Annotated in this window: 15 protein-coding genes and 1 pseudogene; 11 read left to right on the plus strand and 5 right to left on the minus strand. The window is 60.6% G+C overall.

All coding sequences use genetic code 11. The annotated features are described in order from the left end of the window. Nucleotides 1-506 precede the first annotated feature (506 nt). The 9 genes and pseudogenes from yajC to DWA01_RS04775 all read left to right on the plus strand — a co-directional run bounded on the left by yajC (nt 507) and on the right by DWA01_RS04775 (nt 7,569). Nucleotides 507-827, plus strand: coding sequence for a preprotein translocase subunit YajC (gene yajC / locus DWA01_RS04740; RefSeq protein ID WP_114284646.1), 321 nt, complete (start codon nt 507-509; stop codon nt 825-827). A 205-nt stretch (nt 828-1,032) separates the two neighbouring features. Next, nucleotides 1,033-1,077: pseudogene (locus DWA01_RS24015) on the plus strand (hypothetical protein); the annotation flags it as partial. A gap of 6 nt (nt 1,078-1,083) precedes the next feature. Continuing rightward, nucleotides 1,084-3,477, plus strand: a complete 2,394-nt coding sequence (gene secD / locus DWA01_RS04745; RefSeq protein ID WP_419186982.1) for a protein translocase subunit SecD — start codon at nt 1,084-1,086, stop codon at nt 3,475-3,477. Nucleotides 3,478-3,926: 449 nt separating this feature from the next. Further along, complete coding sequence (locus DWA01_RS04750; protein WP_114284625.1) at nt 3,927-4,280, plus strand: Mth938-like domain-containing protein; 354 nt, start codon at nt 3,927-3,929, stop codon at nt 4,278-4,280. Between the two features lie 99 nt (nt 4,281-4,379). After that, nucleotides 4,380-5,024: a heme ABC exporter ATP-binding protein CcmA gene (gene ccmA / locus DWA01_RS04755; RefSeq protein ID WP_114284627.1), complete on the plus strand. Its 645-nt coding sequence runs from the start codon at nt 4,380-4,382 to the stop codon at nt 5,022-5,024. Further along, on the plus strand, nt 5,021-5,677 hold the full coding sequence (ccmB, locus tag DWA01_RS04760) for a heme exporter protein CcmB (RefSeq protein WP_114284629.1): 657 nt from the start codon (nt 5,021-5,023) through the stop codon (nt 5,675-5,677). The genes ccmA and ccmB overlap by 4 nt, the downstream gene beginning before the upstream one ends. Before the next feature lie 385 nt (nt 5,678-6,062). Then, the gene (locus DWA01_RS04765; RefSeq protein ID WP_114284630.1) at nt 6,063-6,797 is read left to right on the plus strand and encodes a heme ABC transporter permease; all 735 of its coding nucleotides are present in this window, start codon (nt 6,063-6,065) and stop codon (nt 6,795-6,797) included. Further along, nucleotides 6,790-6,951: a heme exporter protein CcmD gene (ccmD, locus tag DWA01_RS04770; protein WP_114284632.1), complete on the plus strand. Its 162-nt coding sequence runs from the start codon at nt 6,790-6,792 to the stop codon at nt 6,949-6,951. The genes DWA01_RS04765 and ccmD overlap by 8 nt, the downstream gene beginning before the upstream one ends. A gap of 63 nt (nt 6,952-7,014) precedes the next feature. Beyond that, the gene (locus tag DWA01_RS04775; protein WP_114284634.1) at nt 7,015-7,569 is read left to right on the plus strand and encodes a DsbE family thiol:disulfide interchange protein; all 555 of its coding nucleotides are present in this window, start codon (nt 7,015-7,017) and stop codon (nt 7,567-7,569) included. 890 nt (nt 7,570-8,459) lie between these two features. On the opposite strand, the gene acnA is transcribed toward DWA01_RS04775, so the two are convergent. Continuing rightward, nucleotides 8,460-11,147, minus strand: coding sequence for an aconitate hydratase AcnA (gene acnA, locus DWA01_RS04780; RefSeq protein ID WP_114284636.1), 2,688 nt, complete (start codon nt 11,145-11,147; stop codon nt 8,460-8,462). Between the two features lie 222 nt (nt 11,148-11,369). Between acnA and DWA01_RS04785 the strand changes: the two genes are divergently transcribed. Next, nucleotides 11,370-12,137 carry a DUF1223 domain-containing protein gene (locus DWA01_RS04785; protein ID WP_235008420.1) on the plus strand — a complete coding sequence of 256 codons (768 nt, stop codon included), beginning with the start codon at nt 11,370-11,372 and terminating at the stop codon, nt 12,135-12,137. A gap of 193 nt (nt 12,138-12,330) precedes the next feature. Beyond that, nucleotides 12,331-12,900 carry a hypothetical protein gene (locus DWA01_RS04790; protein WP_114284638.1) on the plus strand — a complete coding sequence of 190 codons (570 nt, stop codon included), beginning with the start codon at nt 12,331-12,333 and terminating at the stop codon, nt 12,898-12,900. A 136-nt stretch (nt 12,901-13,036) separates the two neighbouring features. Here the strand turns inward: DWA01_RS04790 and DWA01_RS04795 are convergent, their stop codons facing one another. The 4 genes from DWA01_RS04795 to purB form a co-directional block, all read right to left on the minus strand. Next, on the minus strand, nt 13,037-13,990 hold the full coding sequence (locus tag DWA01_RS04795; protein ID WP_114284640.1) for a lysophospholipid acyltransferase family protein: 954 nt from the start codon (nt 13,988-13,990) through the stop codon (nt 13,037-13,039). Continuing rightward, the gene (locus tag DWA01_RS04800) at nt 13,987-14,877 is read right to left on the minus strand and encodes a DMT family transporter (protein ID WP_200832502.1); all 891 of its coding nucleotides are present in this window, start codon (nt 14,875-14,877) and stop codon (nt 13,987-13,989) included. Before DWA01_RS04800 ends, DWA01_RS04795 begins: the two co-directional genes overlap by 4 nt. Nucleotides 14,878-14,937: 60 nt before the next feature. Next, a complete protein-coding gene (locus tag DWA01_RS04805; protein ID WP_336469995.1) occupies nt 14,938-16,014 on the minus strand; it encodes a flagellar motor switch protein FliG in 1,077 nt (358 codons plus the stop codon). A gap of 175 nt (nt 16,015-16,189) precedes the next feature. Next, nucleotides 16,190-17,491, minus strand: coding sequence for an adenylosuccinate lyase (gene purB, locus DWA01_RS04810; RefSeq protein WP_114284644.1), 1,302 nt, complete (start codon nt 17,489-17,491; stop codon nt 16,190-16,192). Nucleotides 17,492-17,658: the final 167 nt, after the last annotated feature.

Here is a 17,658-nt window from a genome sequence, read left to right on the forward strand (position 1 = left end):
GGCGGGGGAAGCGGGGGGGGCGGTGGAAACTGTGGGCTTTGTTGGCGCTGCTATGTTTGCCTGTGAGGGGTATGTTGCAACCCGGGCCTGATTGGCCGGGGTCGGGGAATAGCTGTTAAATCCCACGCCCTGTTGTGGCGCCGTACCCTGACAGGCGGCAATAAAAAGTGGTAAAATGAGGATTTTGAAACGCATGGTTTTCTCGCCAATAAGTTGATTGAATGTGTGTTCATTAACTTTAGATTGCGACGTAAATTTGGCGATTTTCTGTGGGAGCCGGATTTGCTCTGTCGTTGCTTAGAGTTGTTGGGTTTGCTGGCCAATAAACCTTCCGCTGCGGAAACTGTTTTTGTCGCAATTGTTAGGCTTCAACTCCCCCACATAACAGCGATGTTAGCGCCCTAATCAGGTGTTTGCTTGCCAGGCGCGCCGCCCAGGGCTAGGGTGCCGCCGACCCTATGGGCATTGCGCTCCGGGAACAGATTTTACCGATAGAGGACGACATAATGTTTATCACCCCTGCTTACGCACAAACCGCTGGTGCGGCTGGCCCTGATTTTTCCTTCTTCATCATGATGGCGCTGCTGTTTGGCATCATGTATTTCATCATGATCCGTCCACAGCAGAAAAAAGCCAAACAACACAAGGCGATGATTGAGGCGGTGCGCCGCGGTGATCAGATCCTGACCGCCGGTGGCCTGCTGGGCAAAGTTGTCAAAGTCAAAGACGACGGTGAAGTGGAAGTTGAGATCGCAGACGGTGTCAAAGTGCGGGTGATCCGCAGCACCATCGCAAGTGTTATTTCCAAGACTGAGCCTGCGGCTTAATCGATAAAAGCGAGGCAGGCTGATGCTGCAAATTCCACTTTGGAAACGGGTCTTCATCTGGGGGCTGGTTGCGGTTGGCCTGCTTCTGGCGGCACCGAACGGATTTTACACGCGGGTTGAGCAGCACAAGGATGCTGGTGACGCGATTGCGCTTGGTGGTGAAACGCCGGCGCTGGCACAGGCGCGCGACGGCTGGCCGGAATGGATGCCAGCCGGGCTGGTCAACCTGGGGCTGGATTTGCGCGGCGGGGCACATTTGCTGGCCGAAGTGCAGGTCGAAGAGGTCTATTCCGCCCGGATGGACGCCTATTGGCCGGAAGTACGCGATGCGCTGAAAGAGGTGCGGGCGACGGCCGGTACGGTGCGGCGTCAGGATGGGGCGGACGGCGTATTGCGGGTGCGCATCAGCCGGCCTGAAGGCTTGGCGGATGCATTGGCGGCGGTGCGGGAGCTGGCGACGCCGGTGGTCTCGCTGTCCGGCGTGGGCCAGACCGACATTGAGGTGCGCGGCGAAGGGTCCGATATTTTCATCACCCTGTCAGAGGCCGAACGGCTCGCCACCGACGAGCGCACCATGGCGCTGTCGCTGGAGATCATCCGCCGCCGGGTCGATGAGGCCGGCACCCGCGAACCCACCATTCAGCGCCAGGGCACCGACCGGATTCTGATCCAGGTGCCGGGTATCGGCTCGGCTGAAGAGCTGAAGGATCTGATCGGCAAGACCGCCAAGCTGACGTTCCAGCCGGTGGTTTCGCGCACCGGCAATGCCAACCAGGCACCAGGCGCGCGCAATGAAATCCTGCCCGATGTGGAGCAGGAAGGTGTCTATTACATTCTGGAGAAGACTCCCGTTGTCTCCGGTGACGAGTTGGTGGACAGCCAGCCGGTGTTTGACCAGAACGGCCGCCCGGCGGTGTCCTTCCGCTTTAACCCGGCCGGTGCACGTAAGTTCGGCGATTACACCGCCGCAAACGTCGGTTCGCCCTTTGCCATTGTGCTGGACAATGAAGTGATCTCGGCGCCGACCATTCAAAGTTCGATCCGGGGCGGCTCCGGGCAGATCACCGGCAATTTCTCGATTGAAGAGTCCACCAACCTGGCGCTGTTGCTGCGTGCAGGCGCCTTGCCGGCGAAAGTGACTTATCTGGAAGAACGTACCGTCGGCCCTGAGCTTGGGGCGGACAGTATTGAGGCCGGTAAGATCGCCACGATGGTGGCTTTTGGCGCAGTGCTGGTCTTCATGGCGCTGTGTTACGGGATGTTTGGTATGTTTGCCAATATCGCGCTGGTGCTGAACGTGGGGCTGATCTTTGGTCTGTTGTCTCTGGTGGGCGCCACGCTGACGCTGCCGGGCATCGCCGGGATCGTGCTGACCATCGGTATGGCCGTGGATGCCAATGTGCTGATCTTTGAGCGCATCCGGGAGGAGCTGAAAACCGCCAAGGGCGTCGCGAGAGCGATTGAGCTTGGGTATGAAAAAGCGCTGTCGGCGATTCTGGATGCCAATGTCACCACCTTTATCACTGCGGTAATTCTGTTTGTGATCGGCGCAGGACCCGTGCGTGGTTTTGCCATCACCCTGGCGCTTGGTATTATGACGTCGGTGTTCACCGCGATCTTTGTCACCCGGCTGTTTGTGGTGATGTGGTATTCGCGCAAACGTCCGCGCAGTTTCAGTCTGAAAGGTCTGCGGCTGGTGCCGACAGTCACCAGGTGGGATTTCTTCCGCCGTGGCCGTGTCACTTTTGGCGCCTCGGTTCTGGCGGTGGTGGCTTCGCTGGCGATTTTCGCGGTGGTCGGGCTGAACTATGGCATCGATTTCCGGGGTGGCACTACCATCCGCACCCAGGCGGTTGAGCCGGTCGACGTGGCGGCTTACCGCGGCGCGCTGGCGCCGATGGGGCTGGGCGATGTGGTGATCACCGAAGTGTTTGACCCCAGCTTTGCTGAAGATCAGAACGTGGCCTCAATCCGCATCGAAGCCCAGGAGGGGGACGAGGCGGTGACCGGCGAAACCCTGGTGGCGATCAAAGCGGCGCTGGTGGACATCGCGCCATCGATCATTTTCCCGTCGGTGGAAAGTGTGGGACCAAAAGTCTCGGGCGAGCTGATCTGGTCTGCGGTGCTGGCAGTGGTTGCGGCCATCGGCGCGGTGCTGTTCTACATCTGGCTGCGCTTTGAATGGCAATTTGCGCTCGGGGCCGTGGCGGCGCTGGTGCATGACGTCGCGATCACCATCGGCATATTCGCGCTGTTTGGCATTCCGTTTGATCTGTCGATCATTGCGGCGCTGCTGACCATCGTCGGCTATTCGCTGAATGACACGGTGGTGGTGTTTGACCGGGTGCGTGAGAACCTGCGCAAATACAAAAAGATGGAGCTGGGCGGGGTGCTGAACCTGTCGATCAACGAGACGCTGAGCCGCACGGTGATGACCTCGACCACCACGCTGCTGGCGCTGATTGCGCTGCTGGTGCTGGGTGGCGATGTGATCCGCGGTTTTGTCTTTGCGATGACGCTGGGTGTGGTGATCGGGACCTATTCTTCGGTCTTTGTCGCCTCCAATATCCTGCTGTGGCTGGGGGTGAAGCGCGACTGGAGCAAACCGGACGCCAATGCCGGCAACCAGTTTGCCAATGTCGACACCTGATGAGTTTAAAAACAGCCCCGGAAATTCCGGGGCTGTTTTGCTTTTGGCCTGCGCTGTGGTTGTGGTGACTGCGACGGGGCAGCCGCTCTGGCAGCGTTGCGCTGGTGGTGATGTGGCGTCATCGCGGCGGGCAGCGGCAGTTTGTTCTGGCTATTGTTGCAAGTGGCGCTGCGTGGCATCGGGCATGTGCAGTCGCGAGCGCGTCGTGTTCTGCCGGCGGCGGCGGCGGCGGTGGTCGCTTCGGCAAGGTCACGTTGCTTTGAGGTTGATGCCCGGGCGCCGGGAAACGCTTGTTCCAGACGGGAAACGCGCGCATACAGCGCCCGCGGACTGGGCCCTGGCCCGGGAGCATCGCGCGCGCAGGATCGCGCGCATTGCGGCGCATTGGCTGGCGCGGTGCTTGTGGTGACGAATGTGGTGATGCGCACGATATGAGACGAGGATGAGCGATGCAGTTTACAGAGATACAGTTTGAGGGCGCGCGGCCGGTCGAAGGTTATGGTCCCGGGTTTTTCCGCATTGGCGGTGAGGTGTTTGAAGGCGCATTGATTGTCACCGCCCGTGGGGTGCGGTCCTGGGGCGGCGTTGAAGATACCGACCCGGTTGTGGCTCTGGGCGCAGAGGCGGATGTGGTGTTTTTTGGCGCCGGCGCTGAGATCGCCCATGTGCCCGCAGCGCTGCGTCAGGCGGTGGAGGCCGCCGGGTTTGGCATTGAGGCAATGTCCTCGCCTTCGGCCTGCCGCACTTATAATGTGCTGCTGTCTGAGGGGCGACGCGTGGCTTTGGCGCTGTTGCCGGTCTGAGGTGGCTTCTGCGCTGGTTGAGGTGCCGTTTTTGGGGCGGTTTATGCCAGCGGCAACCTGTCGCTTTCACCGGGGCTGAGGATGGGGTAGGGCTGATCTATGGAAATGTTACGTGCAGATAACCTGGCAGTGAGCCGGGGCGGCATGCCGGTGCTGGAGGGGCTGAGTTTCACCCTGGCAGCAGGGCAGGTTCTGGTGCTGCGCGGACCCAACGGATCGGGCAAGACCACTTTGCTGCGCACGCTTGCCGGCTTGCAACCGCCGCTCGCGGGCACGGTCCGCTGTGCGGATGACGCCATTGCGTATGCCGCCCATGCGGACGGCTTAAAAGTCACCCTGACAGTGCGCGAGAACTTGCATTTCTGGGCCGGGGTCTATGGCGGTGCTGATATTGCCCCAGCGCTGGCGCAGTTCAATCTGGAAAGCCTGAGTGAACGGCTGGCCGGCAGTCTGTCGGCGGGGCAAAAGCGCCGCCTGGGTCTGGCGCGGCTGATGGTCACTGGCCGCACGATCTGGGCACTGGACGAGCCGACCGTGTCGCTTGATACCGCGTCCGTGGCACTGTTTGCCGCGGCGGTGCGCGCTCATGTGGCGTCCGGCGGCGCGGCGGTGATTGCCACCCACATCGATCTCGGGCTGGAGAGTGACGTGCTGGATGTGGCGCCGTTCCGGGCCAATGGCAGCACGGTGCACAATGATTTTGACAGCGGATCTGGTGTGGAATTTGACGGGGGCTTTCTGTGATCCGGCTGTTCACCCGCGATCTGGTGCTGGCGGTGCGGGCGGGCGGCGGCTTTGGCCTCGGGCTGGCATTTTTCCTGATTGTCTCGGTGCTGGTGCCTTTTGGCGTCGGGCCGGAAAACGAACTTTTGGGCCGCATTGCGCCGGGCATTCTGTGGCTCGGAGCGCTGCTGGCCTGTCTGCTGTCGCTGGACCGGATATTCGCGCTGGATTTTGAGGATGGTTCGCTGGATCTGCTGGCCACGGCACCGGTGCCGATGGAGGCGGTGGTGCTGATGAAAGCGCTGGCGCATTGGGTGACCACCGGCTTGCCTCTGGTGATTGCAGCGCCGGTGCTGGGGGTGTTGCTGCAGCTGCAGGGCAGCGCCTATGGCTGGCTGGTGCTGTCACTGCTGATCGGCACCCCGGCGCTGTCAGTGATCGGCACGTTTGGTGCGGCTCTGACGGTGGGATTGAAACGCGGCGGGTTGCTGATGTCACTGCTGGTGTTGCCGCTTTATGTGCCGACGCTGATTTTTGGTGCTGAGGCGGTGCGGCGCGGCGCTGCGGGGGCTGAGAACGCGGTGCCTTTGCTGCTGCTTGCCGGCATCTCGCTGGGCGCGGTGGCGCTGCTGCCTTTTGCGGCGGCGGCGGCGATCCGGATGAATCTGCGCTGAGCGTGGCGCACAGGACGATTGGCGGATCCGGCGTCGGACCAGATACCTTGGCCGGCACCGGGCCGGAGACCAAGGCGGAGACTGAGGCTGACGACTGAGTGCGGAAACTGAAGAGGTTGCCGGACTCCGTGGCGGCGACAGGTGCCGGGCCGGTGGCGGCGCGGGGACGAAGATAAGAGCGGCGCGGCAGTGCTGTGACGCGAGAGGCCGGTTTGTATCGGGGCGGAGGCTGTGGCAGCTGCCGGAACGGCGGCCCGGGGCCGGAGACAAGGGCCAAAGCAAGTGGTTCTCTCCGGACCAGGTCGCAAGCTGCGGGTGTGGCGCAACTGATGCGCTCGCGCCAATGTGAGTTGAGATGAAGAGCGAAGAAACGTAAGGCGGGACTATGTCGATCTGGGAATATGCAAATCCGCGGAAATTTATGGCCTGGTCCAGGCCGGTGGTGCCGGTGACGGCAGTGCTGGCGGCGGCGACGCTGCTGATTGGTGTGGTGTGGGGGTTTTTCTTCACGCCGGATGATTACCGCCAGGGGGCCACGGTCAAAATCATCTACCTGCATGTGCCGGCGGCGATGATGGCGATTAATATCTGGGTGATGATGCTGGTGGCCTCGCTGATCTGGATCATCCGGCGCCACCATGTGTCGGCGCTGGCTGCGCGCTCTGCGGCGCTGATCGGGTTGGTGATGACGCTGATTGCGCTGCTGACCGGGGCGCTCTGGGGCCAGCCGATGTGGGGCACGGCCTGGGAATGGGAGCCGCGGCTGACCTCGTTCCTGATCCTGTTTCTGTTTTATCTGGGCTATCTGGCTTTGTGGGCGGCGATCGATAATCCGGACACGGCTGCGGATCTGACTTCGGTGCTGTGTCTTGTCGGCTCGGTGTTTGCCGTTCTCAGCCGCTATGCGGTGTTGTTCTGGAACCAGGGGCTGCACCAGGGCGCTTCGCTGTCGCTGGACAAGAAGGAAAATGTCGATGATGTGTTTTACTTCCCGTTGCTGTTCACCATCGCGGGTTTTGTTTTATTGTTTGTGACACTGATGTTGCTGCGCACCCGTACTGCGATCCGGGGCCGGCGCTTGCAGGCGCTTGAAATGCGCGAGAGGATGTCCGATGCCTGATCTGGGGAAATACAGTTTTGAAGTGCTGAGCGCCTATGGGGTGACTTTTGTGCTGCTGGCGGCGCTGGTGCTGGTCTCGGTGTGGCGGGCGCGGCAGATGAAAACGCGGCTTGAGGCAGCAGAGGCCCGGCGCAGCACTGCGTCAACGGTCTGACGCCGGACCTGAGCGCGTTGCCGCTGTGGCACGCTGAACAAACGACTAAAAGGATCTGGACGGATGGCAAAAATTTCACCGGTTTTGTGGGCGATGCCTCTGGTCTTTGCCGGGCTGACTGCGGTGCTGGCGGTCGGGCTGATGCGCGACAAAGCGGCCGCAGTGCCACCGGTGCATACGGGCCAGGAGAACGAGGGCGTGCAGGCGGGGCAAAAGCTGCCGCCGATGCTGCTGACCGCGCTTGGCGATCTGCCGCAGTTTGACGACGCGACCCTGCGTCAGCCCGGCGTCAAGCTGGTGAACTTCTGGGCCAGCTGGTGTCTGCCCTGTCGTGCCGAACACGCGCAGTTGATTGAGCTGAGCGCTGAGCTGCCGGTCTATGGCATCGATTACAAAGATGAGACCGCGCCGGCGCTGGCGTTTCTGGATGAGCTGAGCAACCCGTTTACGGCGCTGGGGATGGATGAGGGGGCGACCGGGCGCGACTGGGGGCTGATCGGCCTGCCGGAGACGTTTGTGATCAACAGCGAGGGTGTGGTGGTGCTGCGCTATACCGGGCCGATCACCCAAAAAGTGCTGAAACAGACCATCCGTCCGGCGATCGCCGCCGCGCAGTAACGGCGCCTGGGGCAGTCCAGCGCGGCGCCAGTAGCGGTCCGGAAGAGCGCAGTCGCGGCAATACCCACTGCCTGCAGAGCCGGGCGCCCGGTGCGGTTGGGCCGTGCTGAGCTGAAAGACTTGTTGGTCCGGTGGGGCCGGGCCGCAGGGCGCCGCCCGCTCAAACCCGAATCCCCGGGATCAATTCCGGGACGGCTTTCACTCCCACCGGGATGGCGCTTTACGCTTCCCAAAGTCCAGGTGCTGCCCGGTGTCTGGCACCGTGTTTGCGGTCAAAGCTGAGCAATACAATATTCGGACGTGGCCCGCCAAAAAAACAAAACACCCGCAGCGTGGTTAATGACCAGCCTGCGGGTGTTTTTCGTTTTGCATAGCGTTGGGATCAGCCGCTGTGGGTGCTGATCAGGATAATCACGGCGAAGGCCAGTATTTCAAACACAGGCATCGTCGGCATCGGGATATGGCGAATAATATTTTTCATAGCTCTATCTGGACCAGATATAGTTAACGCCGGGTGTCGGGTCGAGATAACTATTGGAAACAATGCGTTTCTGGCGAGATGGCGGCAGGAAAGCGGCTGGAGCGCGTCGTCTGCCGGATCAAAACTGTTGGTGTTGGTGTCATCCAATCAAATGGACGCGTCGGTAATCCATGTGGTCGACACCGAACATCGCGCGGGCGTCTGGATAAAGGGCGGCGTCTGACCTTGGGCAGGCGTGAAGCGCCTTCCCGGGGGAAGGTCAGGCGCGGCCCGGCGGTGCCGGTCCAAAAGAAATTCCGCTCCCAGTCGTCTGCGATGCAAGGCGAAACTGTTTGAAAGCGTCGGCAAATAAAAAGCCCCGGTCGCGTGGACCGGGGCTTTCCCATTCCTCAGCGGTCTGGCGCTTCTGTTATGACTTGGCCAGGTTGCGCAGCACGTAGTGCAACACACCGCCGTGCTCAATATATTCGATCTCGACCGCGGTATCGATGCGGCACTTGAGTTCGATCTCTTTCACCGTGCCGTCGGCCATAGTGATGGTGCAGGGCACGTTGGAGAGTGGTTTCAGGTCGCCTTCGAGGCCGGTGATGGACACGGTTTCTTCGCCGGTCAGGCCCAGAGATTTGCGCGAGTCGCCATTGGTGAACTCAAACGGGATCACGCCCATACCAACCAGGTTGGAGCGGTGGATACGTTCGAAGTTCTCGGCAATCACCGCTTTGACGCCCAGAAGCGCAGTGCCCTTGGCCGCCCAGTCACGCGAAGACCCGGCGCCATACTGTTCACCACCGAACACCACCAGCGGGGTGCCATTGGCCTGATGCGCCATCGCCGCCTCGTAGATCGAGGTCTGGTTGCCATCGGGGCCGTTGGTATAACCGCCTTCAACACCCGCGAGCATTTCGTTCTTGATGCGGATGTTGGCGAATGTGCCGCGCATCATGATCTCGTGGTTGCCGCGGCGCGAGCCGTAGGAGTTGAATTCGCGCACAGGCACCTGGCGGTCCAGCAGATATTGGCCGGCCGGGGTGCTTTGGGCGAAACCACCGGCAGGAGAAATGTGGTCGGTGGTGATCATGTCGCCAAGAACCGCCAGAACTTTGGCGTCCTTTACGTCAGAAATCACACCGGCGTCTTTGCTCATGCCCTGGAAGTAAGGCGGGTTCTGCACATAGGTGGACTGGGGGGGCCAGTCATAGGTCTGCGCGTCGGTGGTTTCCACCGCCTGCCATTTTTCGTCGCCTTTGAACACATCGGCGTATTTCTCAAGGAAGGCTTCGCGGGTGACGGTGGCTTCGACGGTTTCTGCGACTTCCTGGCTGGTGGGCCAGATGTCTTTCAGGAACACGTCATTGCCGTCCTGGTCCTGACCCAGCGCGTCTTTGCTCAGGTCGATGTCGAGCGTGCCGGCGATTGCATAAGCGACAACCAGCGGCGGCGAGGCCAGGTAGTTGGCGCGCACGTCGGGGCTGATGCGGCCTTCAAAGTTGCGGTTGCCCGAGAGCACGGAGGTCGCAACCAGGTCACCCTCAGAGATGGCGTCGGACAGTTCTTTCTGGATCGGGCCGGAGTTGCCGATACAGGTGGTACAGCCGTAGCCCACCAGGTTGAAGCCGAGGGCGTCGAGGTCTTTTTGCAGATCTGCCGCTTCGAGATAGGCGGACACAACCTGAGAACCCGGCGCGAGCGAGGTTTTCACCCAGGGTTTGCGGTTGAGGCCCAGAGCAGCAGCTTTGCGCGCCACCAGACCGGCACCGATCATCACATAGGGGTTGGAGGTGTTGGTGCAGGAGGTGATCGAAGCGATCACGATCTTGCCCGATTCCATGGTGTAGTCTTCGCCGGCGACAGCGACTTCTTTGCCCATGGGGCGTTTGAAGGTCTGTTCCATTTCGCGGCGGAAAGCGGTCTGGCCTTCGGTCAGGGCGACATAGTCCTGCGGCCGTTTGGGGCCGGAGATTGCCGGCACGATGGTGCCCATATCCAGGCTCAGCGTGTCGGTGTAGACCGGTGCGTAATCCGCATCACGCCAGAAACCGTTGGCCTTGGCATAGGCTTCCACCAGCGCCACACGATCGGTGTCGCGGCCGGTGTTGTTCAGGTAGCGGATGGTTTCGTCATCGATCGGGAAGAAACCACAGGTGGCGCCGTATTCCGGTGCCATGTTGGCGATGGTTGCCCGGTCGGCCAGCGGCAGACGGTCGAGACCTTCGCCGTAGAATTCGACAAATTTGCCAACCACGCCTTTGGCGCGCAGCAGTTCGACCACTTTCAGCACCAGATCGGTACCGGTGGTGCCTTCGGACATAGCGCCGGTCAGCTCAAAGCCGATGACTTCAGGGATCAGCATCGAGATCGGCTGCCCCAGCATGGCGGCTTCGGCCTCAATACCACCAACGCCCCAACCCAGAACAGCAGCGCCGTTGACCATGGTGGTGTGGGAATCGGTGCCAACCAGCGTGTCCGGATAGGCCACTTCGACGCCGTTCTGATCTTTGTCGGTCCAGACGGTCTGCGACAGGTATTCCAGGTTCACCTGGTGACAGATGCCGGTGCCCGGAGGCACAACGCGGAAGTTGTTAAACGCCGACTGACCCCATTTCAGGAAGGTGTAACGTTCGATGTTGCGCTCATATTCGCGGTCCACGTTCATTTTGAACGCCCGCGGGTTGCCGAACTCATCGATCATCACCGAGTGGTCAATCACCAGATCAACCGGGCTGAGCGGGTTGATTTTCTCGGGGTCGCCACCGAGGGCAACCAGGCCGTCGCGCATGGCAGCAAGGTCAACCACGGCAGGAACGCCGGTGAAATCCTGCATCAGCACGCGGGCCGGGCGATAGGCGATCTCGCGCGGGTTCTTGCCGCCGAGTGTCGCCCAGTCTGCAAAGGCTTTGATATCCTCCACCGAGACGGTTTTGCCGTCTTCAAAGCGGAGCATGTTTTCCAGCACCACTTTCAGCGCGGCGGGAAGTTTGGAAAAATCACCCAATCCGGCGGCGGTGGCGGCGGGAATGGAGTAATAATCGATGGATTTGCCGCCGACGGAGAGCGTCTTGCGGGTCTTGGATGTGTCGTGTCCAACGGTAACGGTCATGGGGTTGGCCTCCCTTACTGGGTCATCAGGGGTTACGCTGCCCTGCTTTTAGCCGCTTTGGGCAATCATTCAAGGGGGGCTGTGGGTTTTTTGTATGCCATTGTACACAAAACAACGGGATTGGCGGTGCCGCGACGGAAATATGACGAAATCTCGCAAAACCTTGATTGGAATGAGAGCAGGGAAACGGTTAGAAATAAAGAAAAAGAGAGAGGCGATACTATGAGGCCAGGCTTTGCAGGTCTATTGCAGCGAACAGCGACACGGCTGAAGCGAACAGCGGTAGCGGGCATTTGCGCCGGGGCGCTGTTGCAGGGCGCTGTATCGCTGGGCGCTGTTTCGGCAGCGATGGCGGGCGATACACCGGTCGTTGTCGAGCTGTTTACCAGCCAGGGCTGTTCGGCCTGCCCACCGGCGGATGCTCTGCTGGGGGAACTGGCCAAACGCAGTGATGTGATCCCGCTGGCGCTGCATGTGGATTACTGGGATTACATCGGCTGGAAAGATATTTTCGCAAAACCCGAATTTACCAAACGCCAGAAAGCCTATGCCTACAGCCGTGGCCGCAACATGATTTATACGCCAGAGATGGTCATCGACGGGCGCAAAGAAGTGATGGGGATGCGGGAAATGGAAGTGGCTGAAGCCATTATCAAAGCCCGTGCCACCCCGGATCTGACCCGGGTTATACTGACGCGACGCGGCGGAAAGATCGAAATCCGCGCCGAGGCGCTTGGCGATCTGGGTGGCAAGGTCTGGGTTCAGCTGGTCAGTTTCACGCCGCAGCATGTGGTCCGTATCACCCGCGGTGAAAACGCCGGCAAGACGGTGACCTACAACAACATTGTCACCCGCTGGCAACGGTTGCGCGACTGGGATGGCAAAGCGCCTTTGAGCTTGCAGGTCGCGGCGGACGGCGAACAATCCATGGTTGTTCTGCTCCAGAGGCCGGGACCCGGAATGATTGTGGGGGCTGCAATCCTGCGTTGAGGGGGGTACCCTCTGAGTCGCCCTTACTGCATGCATTTGCATTTAGCAAGAAAATTTAATTTCGATAAATCAACCTGTTAGCTGATAAAATTGCAATATGAAATTTTGTTCAGACCGCGTTAGTCATTCCGGTTCAGCCTTTACCCACGTAACAGCCGTACTGCGGCCATTGGTAACAAACTGGGGATACGACATGAACAAATTGATCAGCATTGCTTTTGCGGGCTTGATGGCGCTGCCTGCCACCGCCGGCGAATTTGACCAGGCGCTGCGCTTTTTTCTGGATGATGAAATCAGGAACTGGGCACACAGCCCCGAGCTGGTCGCGGCGATCAACGCACAGAATTTGGTCACCGCCGGCCTGTCACAGGGCGACATTGACAGCATGGATCAGGCCTGGCGCAGCGAAGCGGCCGCCGATGCTGCTGACACGATCACCCCGGTGCTGAACAACCCGTTGTCCGCATTCCTGCGCCGGCAGGTCGCCGACAGTGCAGGTGCTATGACCGAGGTGATCGTGATGGATGCGCGCGGGCTGAATGTGGCAGTGTCAGAAATCACCGGCGACTACTGGCAGGGCGATGAGGCCAAACATATCGACACCTATGCTGTCGGCGCCGATGCGGTTCATATCAGCGAGCTGGAAGTCGATGGCTCCACTGGCAAATACCAGGGTCAGATTTCGCTGACAATCGTCGATCCTGCGTCGGGCCAGCCGATCGGCGCGCTGACTGTCGGTGTGATTGCAGACGCGTTGATGTAAGCCGCGACCGTTTCGGAGACGGGGGGACCCGGCCCGTGGCAGAGCAGAACTTTGCCGGGCCGGGATTTTTCCGTCGCATCAGTCCGCATCAGATTCGCATCTGGCGGACAGTGCCGGGCGCCGTTGTGGCCCGGTTTCACTTGCCGGCGCGGCGTTCCGGTTTCCAGCGCCGGTGGACCCACAGCCATTGTTCCGGATGTTTTTCAATCTGCGCGGCCAGGCTGTCGGACGCGGCCTGCATCATCGTCACAGGGTCGGAATGGGGGATGGGGCTTTCGAGTTCGACCCGGAAGCTGAGCCCGTCTGGTTGACGGATGCCATAGACCGGAATCAGAACCGCGTTGTATTTCAGCGCCATTTCCGCCGCGGAAAGAGCCGAGGGCGCGGGTTTTCCGAGGAAGTCCAGCAGCGTGCCTTTGCCCACATGCTGATCTGAGAGCAGCGCCACCACATTACCCTGGCGCAGGAATTTCACCATTTGCGCAAGGCCACGGCGGCCGCGGGCAAACATCGGTTCGGCAATGCCGGACATGGCGCGGACATAATGGGCATTAAAAAACGGGTTGTTCATTGGCCGGTAGAGCGCCCCGAGTGCGCCGACGCGTTGGGCCATGGCGGCGCGGAACGCGTCATAATTGCCAAAATGACCTGAGACCAGAATCACCGGCCGGCCTTCTGCCTGTGCCGCGTCCAGAGCAGCAAGCCCGGGACCGGTGGGCGTGACGCGGGCAATGCGGTCGGTGAAGTCGCGGCCAGAGTAAATCTCGGCCACTGTGCGGCCCAGGTTGTCAGGCACTGCGCGGCACAGCGCCCGGATTTCGGCTTCCGTCATATCGGGGCGCACAAGGGCGACGTTGGCGCGGATGCGGCGGTTGTACCCGGCCAGCGGTGCAATGAGCCGCGCCATCAACCAGCCCATCAGCGGGACACGGCGTTCATAGGGCAGCGCCATAATCAGCGCCAGCAAACCGCGAAACAACAGGTCCTGCAGCCGGTGGGCCAGGGCCGGGACCCGGCCAGATTTGGGGCCAGAATTGCGGCCGGGTCTGCGCTCCGGTTCCGGGCCGGTTTTTGGTGTCGGACCGGTCATTCCGCGGCTTGAACCTGGCGGTCGTCACGGGTTTCGCGCAACCAGACATAAAGCCCGGCCACAACGATCACAAACCCGCCCAGCCAGGTCATAGCATCGGGGTATTCGCCATAAAACAGCGCCCCCCAGACAGTGGCAAACATCAGCCCGGCATAGGTAAACGGCGCCAGCAGGCTGGCTTCGGCGAGCGAGAGAGCACGGATCATCAAGAGCTGTGCCAGCGCGCCCACCAGCCCCACTGCTAGCAGCAGACCGGCGTCGCCCGGCGATGGGGTGATCCAGACAAATGGCACCACCAGCGACAGCAGCAGGCTGCCGATTACACCGGTGTAAAACAGCGAGGTCCAGATGCTTTCATTGGGGCCGACAAAGCGCGTGGCGAGGGTGTAGCCGCTGTAACAAACTGCGGCCGCGAGCGGCAGTATGGCCGCAGGGGAAAAAACGCCGCTGCCGGGGCGGATGATGATCAGGGCACCGATCAACGCCGCCGCAACACCAAAGGCGCGGCGCGGTCCGAATTTTTCACCAAGAAACAGCGCTGCACCCAAAGTGATCAGTACTGGAGAAATATCCATGATTGCAGTGGCTTCGGCAAGGCCGATGCGGGAAATGGCAAAGAAGAAGAAACTGGTGGCGCCGAGCAGAAGCAAGGCGCGCAGCAGCTGTAACTTAGGGTACCGGGTGCGCAGGGTGCTGCGCAGGCGCGGTAGTATCAGCAGGGTGACGATCACTGACTGGCCGGTATAACGCGCCCAGACCACCTGGATTGTATCGAGGCGCTGGGACAAGCCTTTGGCGATGGCGTCCATCACGGTGAAAGTGAAAACTGCGGCGATCATCAACAGGATGCCGCGGGTCTGATTGCTGAATTGGGGGCGTATGCTCATGGCAACAGGATTAGGGGCAGACCGCCGTGCTGTCCAGCGTTGTGGCGGGGGGCGGAAGGATCAGTCTTCGTCGCCGGTGAGCAGGAAAATCTCGCCGGCGGCTTCCAGGTTGCGGATCGAGGCCACCACAGCGTTCTGGGCCTCTTCGCCGGCCGGGCCTTTGACATTTCCGAGGGCTTCGATTTCTTCCCGCAGCGACTGCGCCATGCGCTGAGACATGTTGCTGAGGATGAATTCGGTGGCTTTGCCGGGCTCGCCGCTGCTGGCGGCGGCCAGCGCTGTGATCAGCATTGCCGGATCCACGTCGCGGGTGACTTTCGGCACATCGCGCCCGTCGAGCCTTGTGGCGATATTGGCAAAGGTAAAGATCGCCTTGCGCACTTCGCCGGCAAACATCTGATCGCTTTCTTCCAGCCCTTCCAGCACGTCTTCGCGGATGGAGGAGGCGGAAAAATTGAGAATGGCGCCGACACGTTCCACCGGGCTGGTCTCAAAGGCTTTGGGTGGGCGGTTGTCGAGCTGGGCCGCAAGCGAGATGCCGATTTTCTGCACCACATAGGGTTCGATACCCTGGGTCAGCGACACCGCATAGGTAATGCGGCGGGCGCGTTCGCCAGGCAGACGGCCGAGAATTTCAGCGGCTTTGGACACGGCGATTTTGGACAGCAGCACCGCGGCGATTTCGGGGCTTTCTTTTTCAAGCACCGGCAGGATGGTGTCGACATCAAGTTCAGCAATGCGTTCCCAGGGATCGCCGGTGATCGAAAACCCGGCCTGTTTGCGCATCTTTGACGAGGTGGCGGCAGAGAGGCTGCCATCCAGTACATTCAGTGCGCCCTCAAGCCCGTTGGGGAAGGACAGACCGATGCTGGACAACACTTCGCTGAATTCTTCGACCACGCTGGCAAGGGTTTCATGGTCGATATAACGCATAGTGGTCATCTGGCGGGTGAGTTCGACCTGGTGATCTTCGGGCAGGCTTTGCAACGGGATCACGTCGCCTTCGGACTGCAGGAGGCGCACGATAATGGCCGCCTTCTGTTTGCGCGACATCGCAGCAACGGAACCACCGCCAAGGGAGGGCAGCGATGGCATGGGGGGGAAAGCTGGCATGTCGATATTGGGCAATGCAGTCACGGGCGGTTTCTCCTGGCGCGCTTGTCTTGTACCCAACATCGCCTGTGCTGGTTAACAGCACCTTCATATTCTGTGGTGTTTTCCCGTACAATTTGGGGCAAATTTGAGGCAGGCATAAAAAAACGGCCCCCGGGGAGGGAGCCGTTTGTCATGCAATATCAAAATGGTGCCGGTGTCAGCCAAAGACCCGTTTGAAAATCGTGTCCACATGTTTGGTGTGATAGCCAAGGTCGAATTTCTCTTCGATTTCCTCGGCGGAAAGCGCCGCCAGAACATCGGCATCCGCCAGCAGTTCGGTTTTGAAATCCTTGCCCTGCTCCCAGACTTTCATCGCGTTGCGCTGCACCAGCTTATAGCTGTCTTCGCGCGACACACCGGCCTGCGTCAGAGCGAGCAGCACCCGCTGGCTCATCACCAGACCGCGGAACTTGTTCATATTGGCCAGCATGTTGTCCGGGTAGATCACCAGCTTGTCGACCACCGATGTCAGACGCGCCAGGGCGAAATCAAGGGTGATGGTGGTGTCAGGCCCGATGTTGCGCTCCACCGAACTGTGCGAGATATCGCGCTCGTGCCACATGGTGACGTTTTCCAGCGCCGGCACCACCGCCATACGCACCAGACGGGCCAGGCCGGTGAGGTTTTCGGTCAGCACCGGGTTGCGTTTGTGCGGCATCGCCGAGGAGCCTTTCTGGCCCGGGGCGAAGAATTCTTCGGCTTCCAGCACTTCGGTGCGCTGCATGTGGCGCACTTCGGTCGAGATGTTTTCGATAGAGGCCCCGACAATAGCGAGCGCGGCAAAAAACGCCGCGTGACGGTCGCGCGGGATCACCTGGGTGGAAATCGGCTCCGGGCTCAGACCAAGCTGTTCACAGACATACTCTTCCACCGCCGGATCGATATTGGCGAAGGTGCCAACGGCGCCGGAAATCGCGCCAGTGGCGATCTCGTCCCGCGCGGTGATCAGCCGGCGTTTGTTGCGGTCCATTTCGGCGTAAAAGCGCGCGAAAGTCAGCCCCATAGTGGTGGGTTCGGCGTGGATGCCGTGGGAGCGGCCGATGCGCACAGTGTCTTTGTGCTCAATGGCGCGGCGTTTCAGCGCTGCCAGCAGGGCGTCAACATCTGCGATCAGAAGGTCGGCGGCGCGCACCAGCTGCACGTTGAAACAGGTGTCCAGCACGTCAGAGCTGGTCATGCCCTGGTGCACAAAGCGGGCTTCATCGGCGCCGACATGTTCGGCCAGGTGGGTCAGGAAGGCGATGACGTCGTGGTGGGTCACCGCTTCGATTTCATCGATACGCGCGGTGTCAAATTCCACGTCTTTGACTTTCCACACCGCATCGGCGTTTTCACGCGGGATGACACCGATATTGGCCATGGCTTCGCAGGCATGCGCTTCGATTTCATACCAGATGCGGAATTTGGTTTCGGGGGACCAGATGGCAACCATCTCGGGGCGGGAATAACGGGGAATCATGTGGTGATACCTTTGTTTTGGGGTGTTTTGATGTACGCGCGGGATAGACCGCGGGGGGGTAAAGAACAAGTCTGAACCCTTGTGCCACCAAGGCAGGGACGCTTGCTGCCTCGCCCATAGGCGCCTCCGGCGGGAGTTTTCATAGCAAAATGAAGAAGGGGCGGGTT

Source organism: Candidatus Halocynthiibacter alkanivorans, from assembly GCF_003333265.1.
In the GTDB taxonomy this organism is placed as follows: domain Bacteria; phylum Pseudomonadota; class Alphaproteobacteria; order Rhodobacterales; family Rhodobacteraceae; genus Halocyntiibacter_A; species Halocyntiibacter_A alkanivorans.

Coding starts and splice junctions, on each gene's coding strand:
- yajC (WP_114284646.1), top strand. CDS start 507: ATGTTTATCACCCCTGCTTACGCACAAACCGCTGGTGCGGCTGGCCCT.
- DWA01_RS04750 (WP_114284625.1), top strand. CDS start 3,927: ATGCAGTTTACAGAGATACAGTTTGAGGGCGCGCGGCCGGTCGAAGGT.
- ccmA (WP_114284627.1), top strand. CDS start 4,380: ATGGAAATGTTACGTGCAGATAACCTGGCAGTGAGCCGGGGCGGCATG.
- DWA01_RS04765 (WP_114284630.1), top strand. CDS start 6,063: ATGTCGATCTGGGAATATGCAAATCCGCGGAAATTTATGGCCTGGTCC.
- ccmD (WP_114284632.1), top strand. CDS start 6,790: ATGCCTGATCTGGGGAAATACAGTTTTGAAGTGCTGAGCGCCTATGGG.
- DWA01_RS04775 (WP_114284634.1), top strand. CDS start 7,015: ATGGCAAAAATTTCACCGGTTTTGTGGGCGATGCCTCTGGTCTTTGCC.
- acnA (WP_114284636.1), bottom strand. CDS start 11,147: ATGACCGTTACCGTTGGACACGACACATCCAAGACCCGCAAGACGCTC.
- DWA01_RS04785 (WP_235008420.1), top strand. CDS start 11,370: ATGAGGCCAGGCTTTGCAGGTCTATTGCAGCGAACAGCGACACGGCTG.
- DWA01_RS04790 (WP_114284638.1), top strand. CDS start 12,331: ATGAACAAATTGATCAGCATTGCTTTTGCGGGCTTGATGGCGCTGCCT.
- DWA01_RS04795 (WP_114284640.1), bottom strand. CDS start 13,990: ATGACCGGTCCGACACCAAAAACCGGCCCGGAACCGGAGCGCAGACCC.
- DWA01_RS04800 (WP_200832502.1), bottom strand. CDS start 14,877: ATGAGCATACGCCCCCAATTCAGCAATCAGACCCGCGGCATCCTGTTG.
- purB (WP_114284644.1), bottom strand. CDS start 17,491: ATGATTCCCCGTTATTCCCGCCCCGAGATGGTTGCCATCTGGTCCCCC.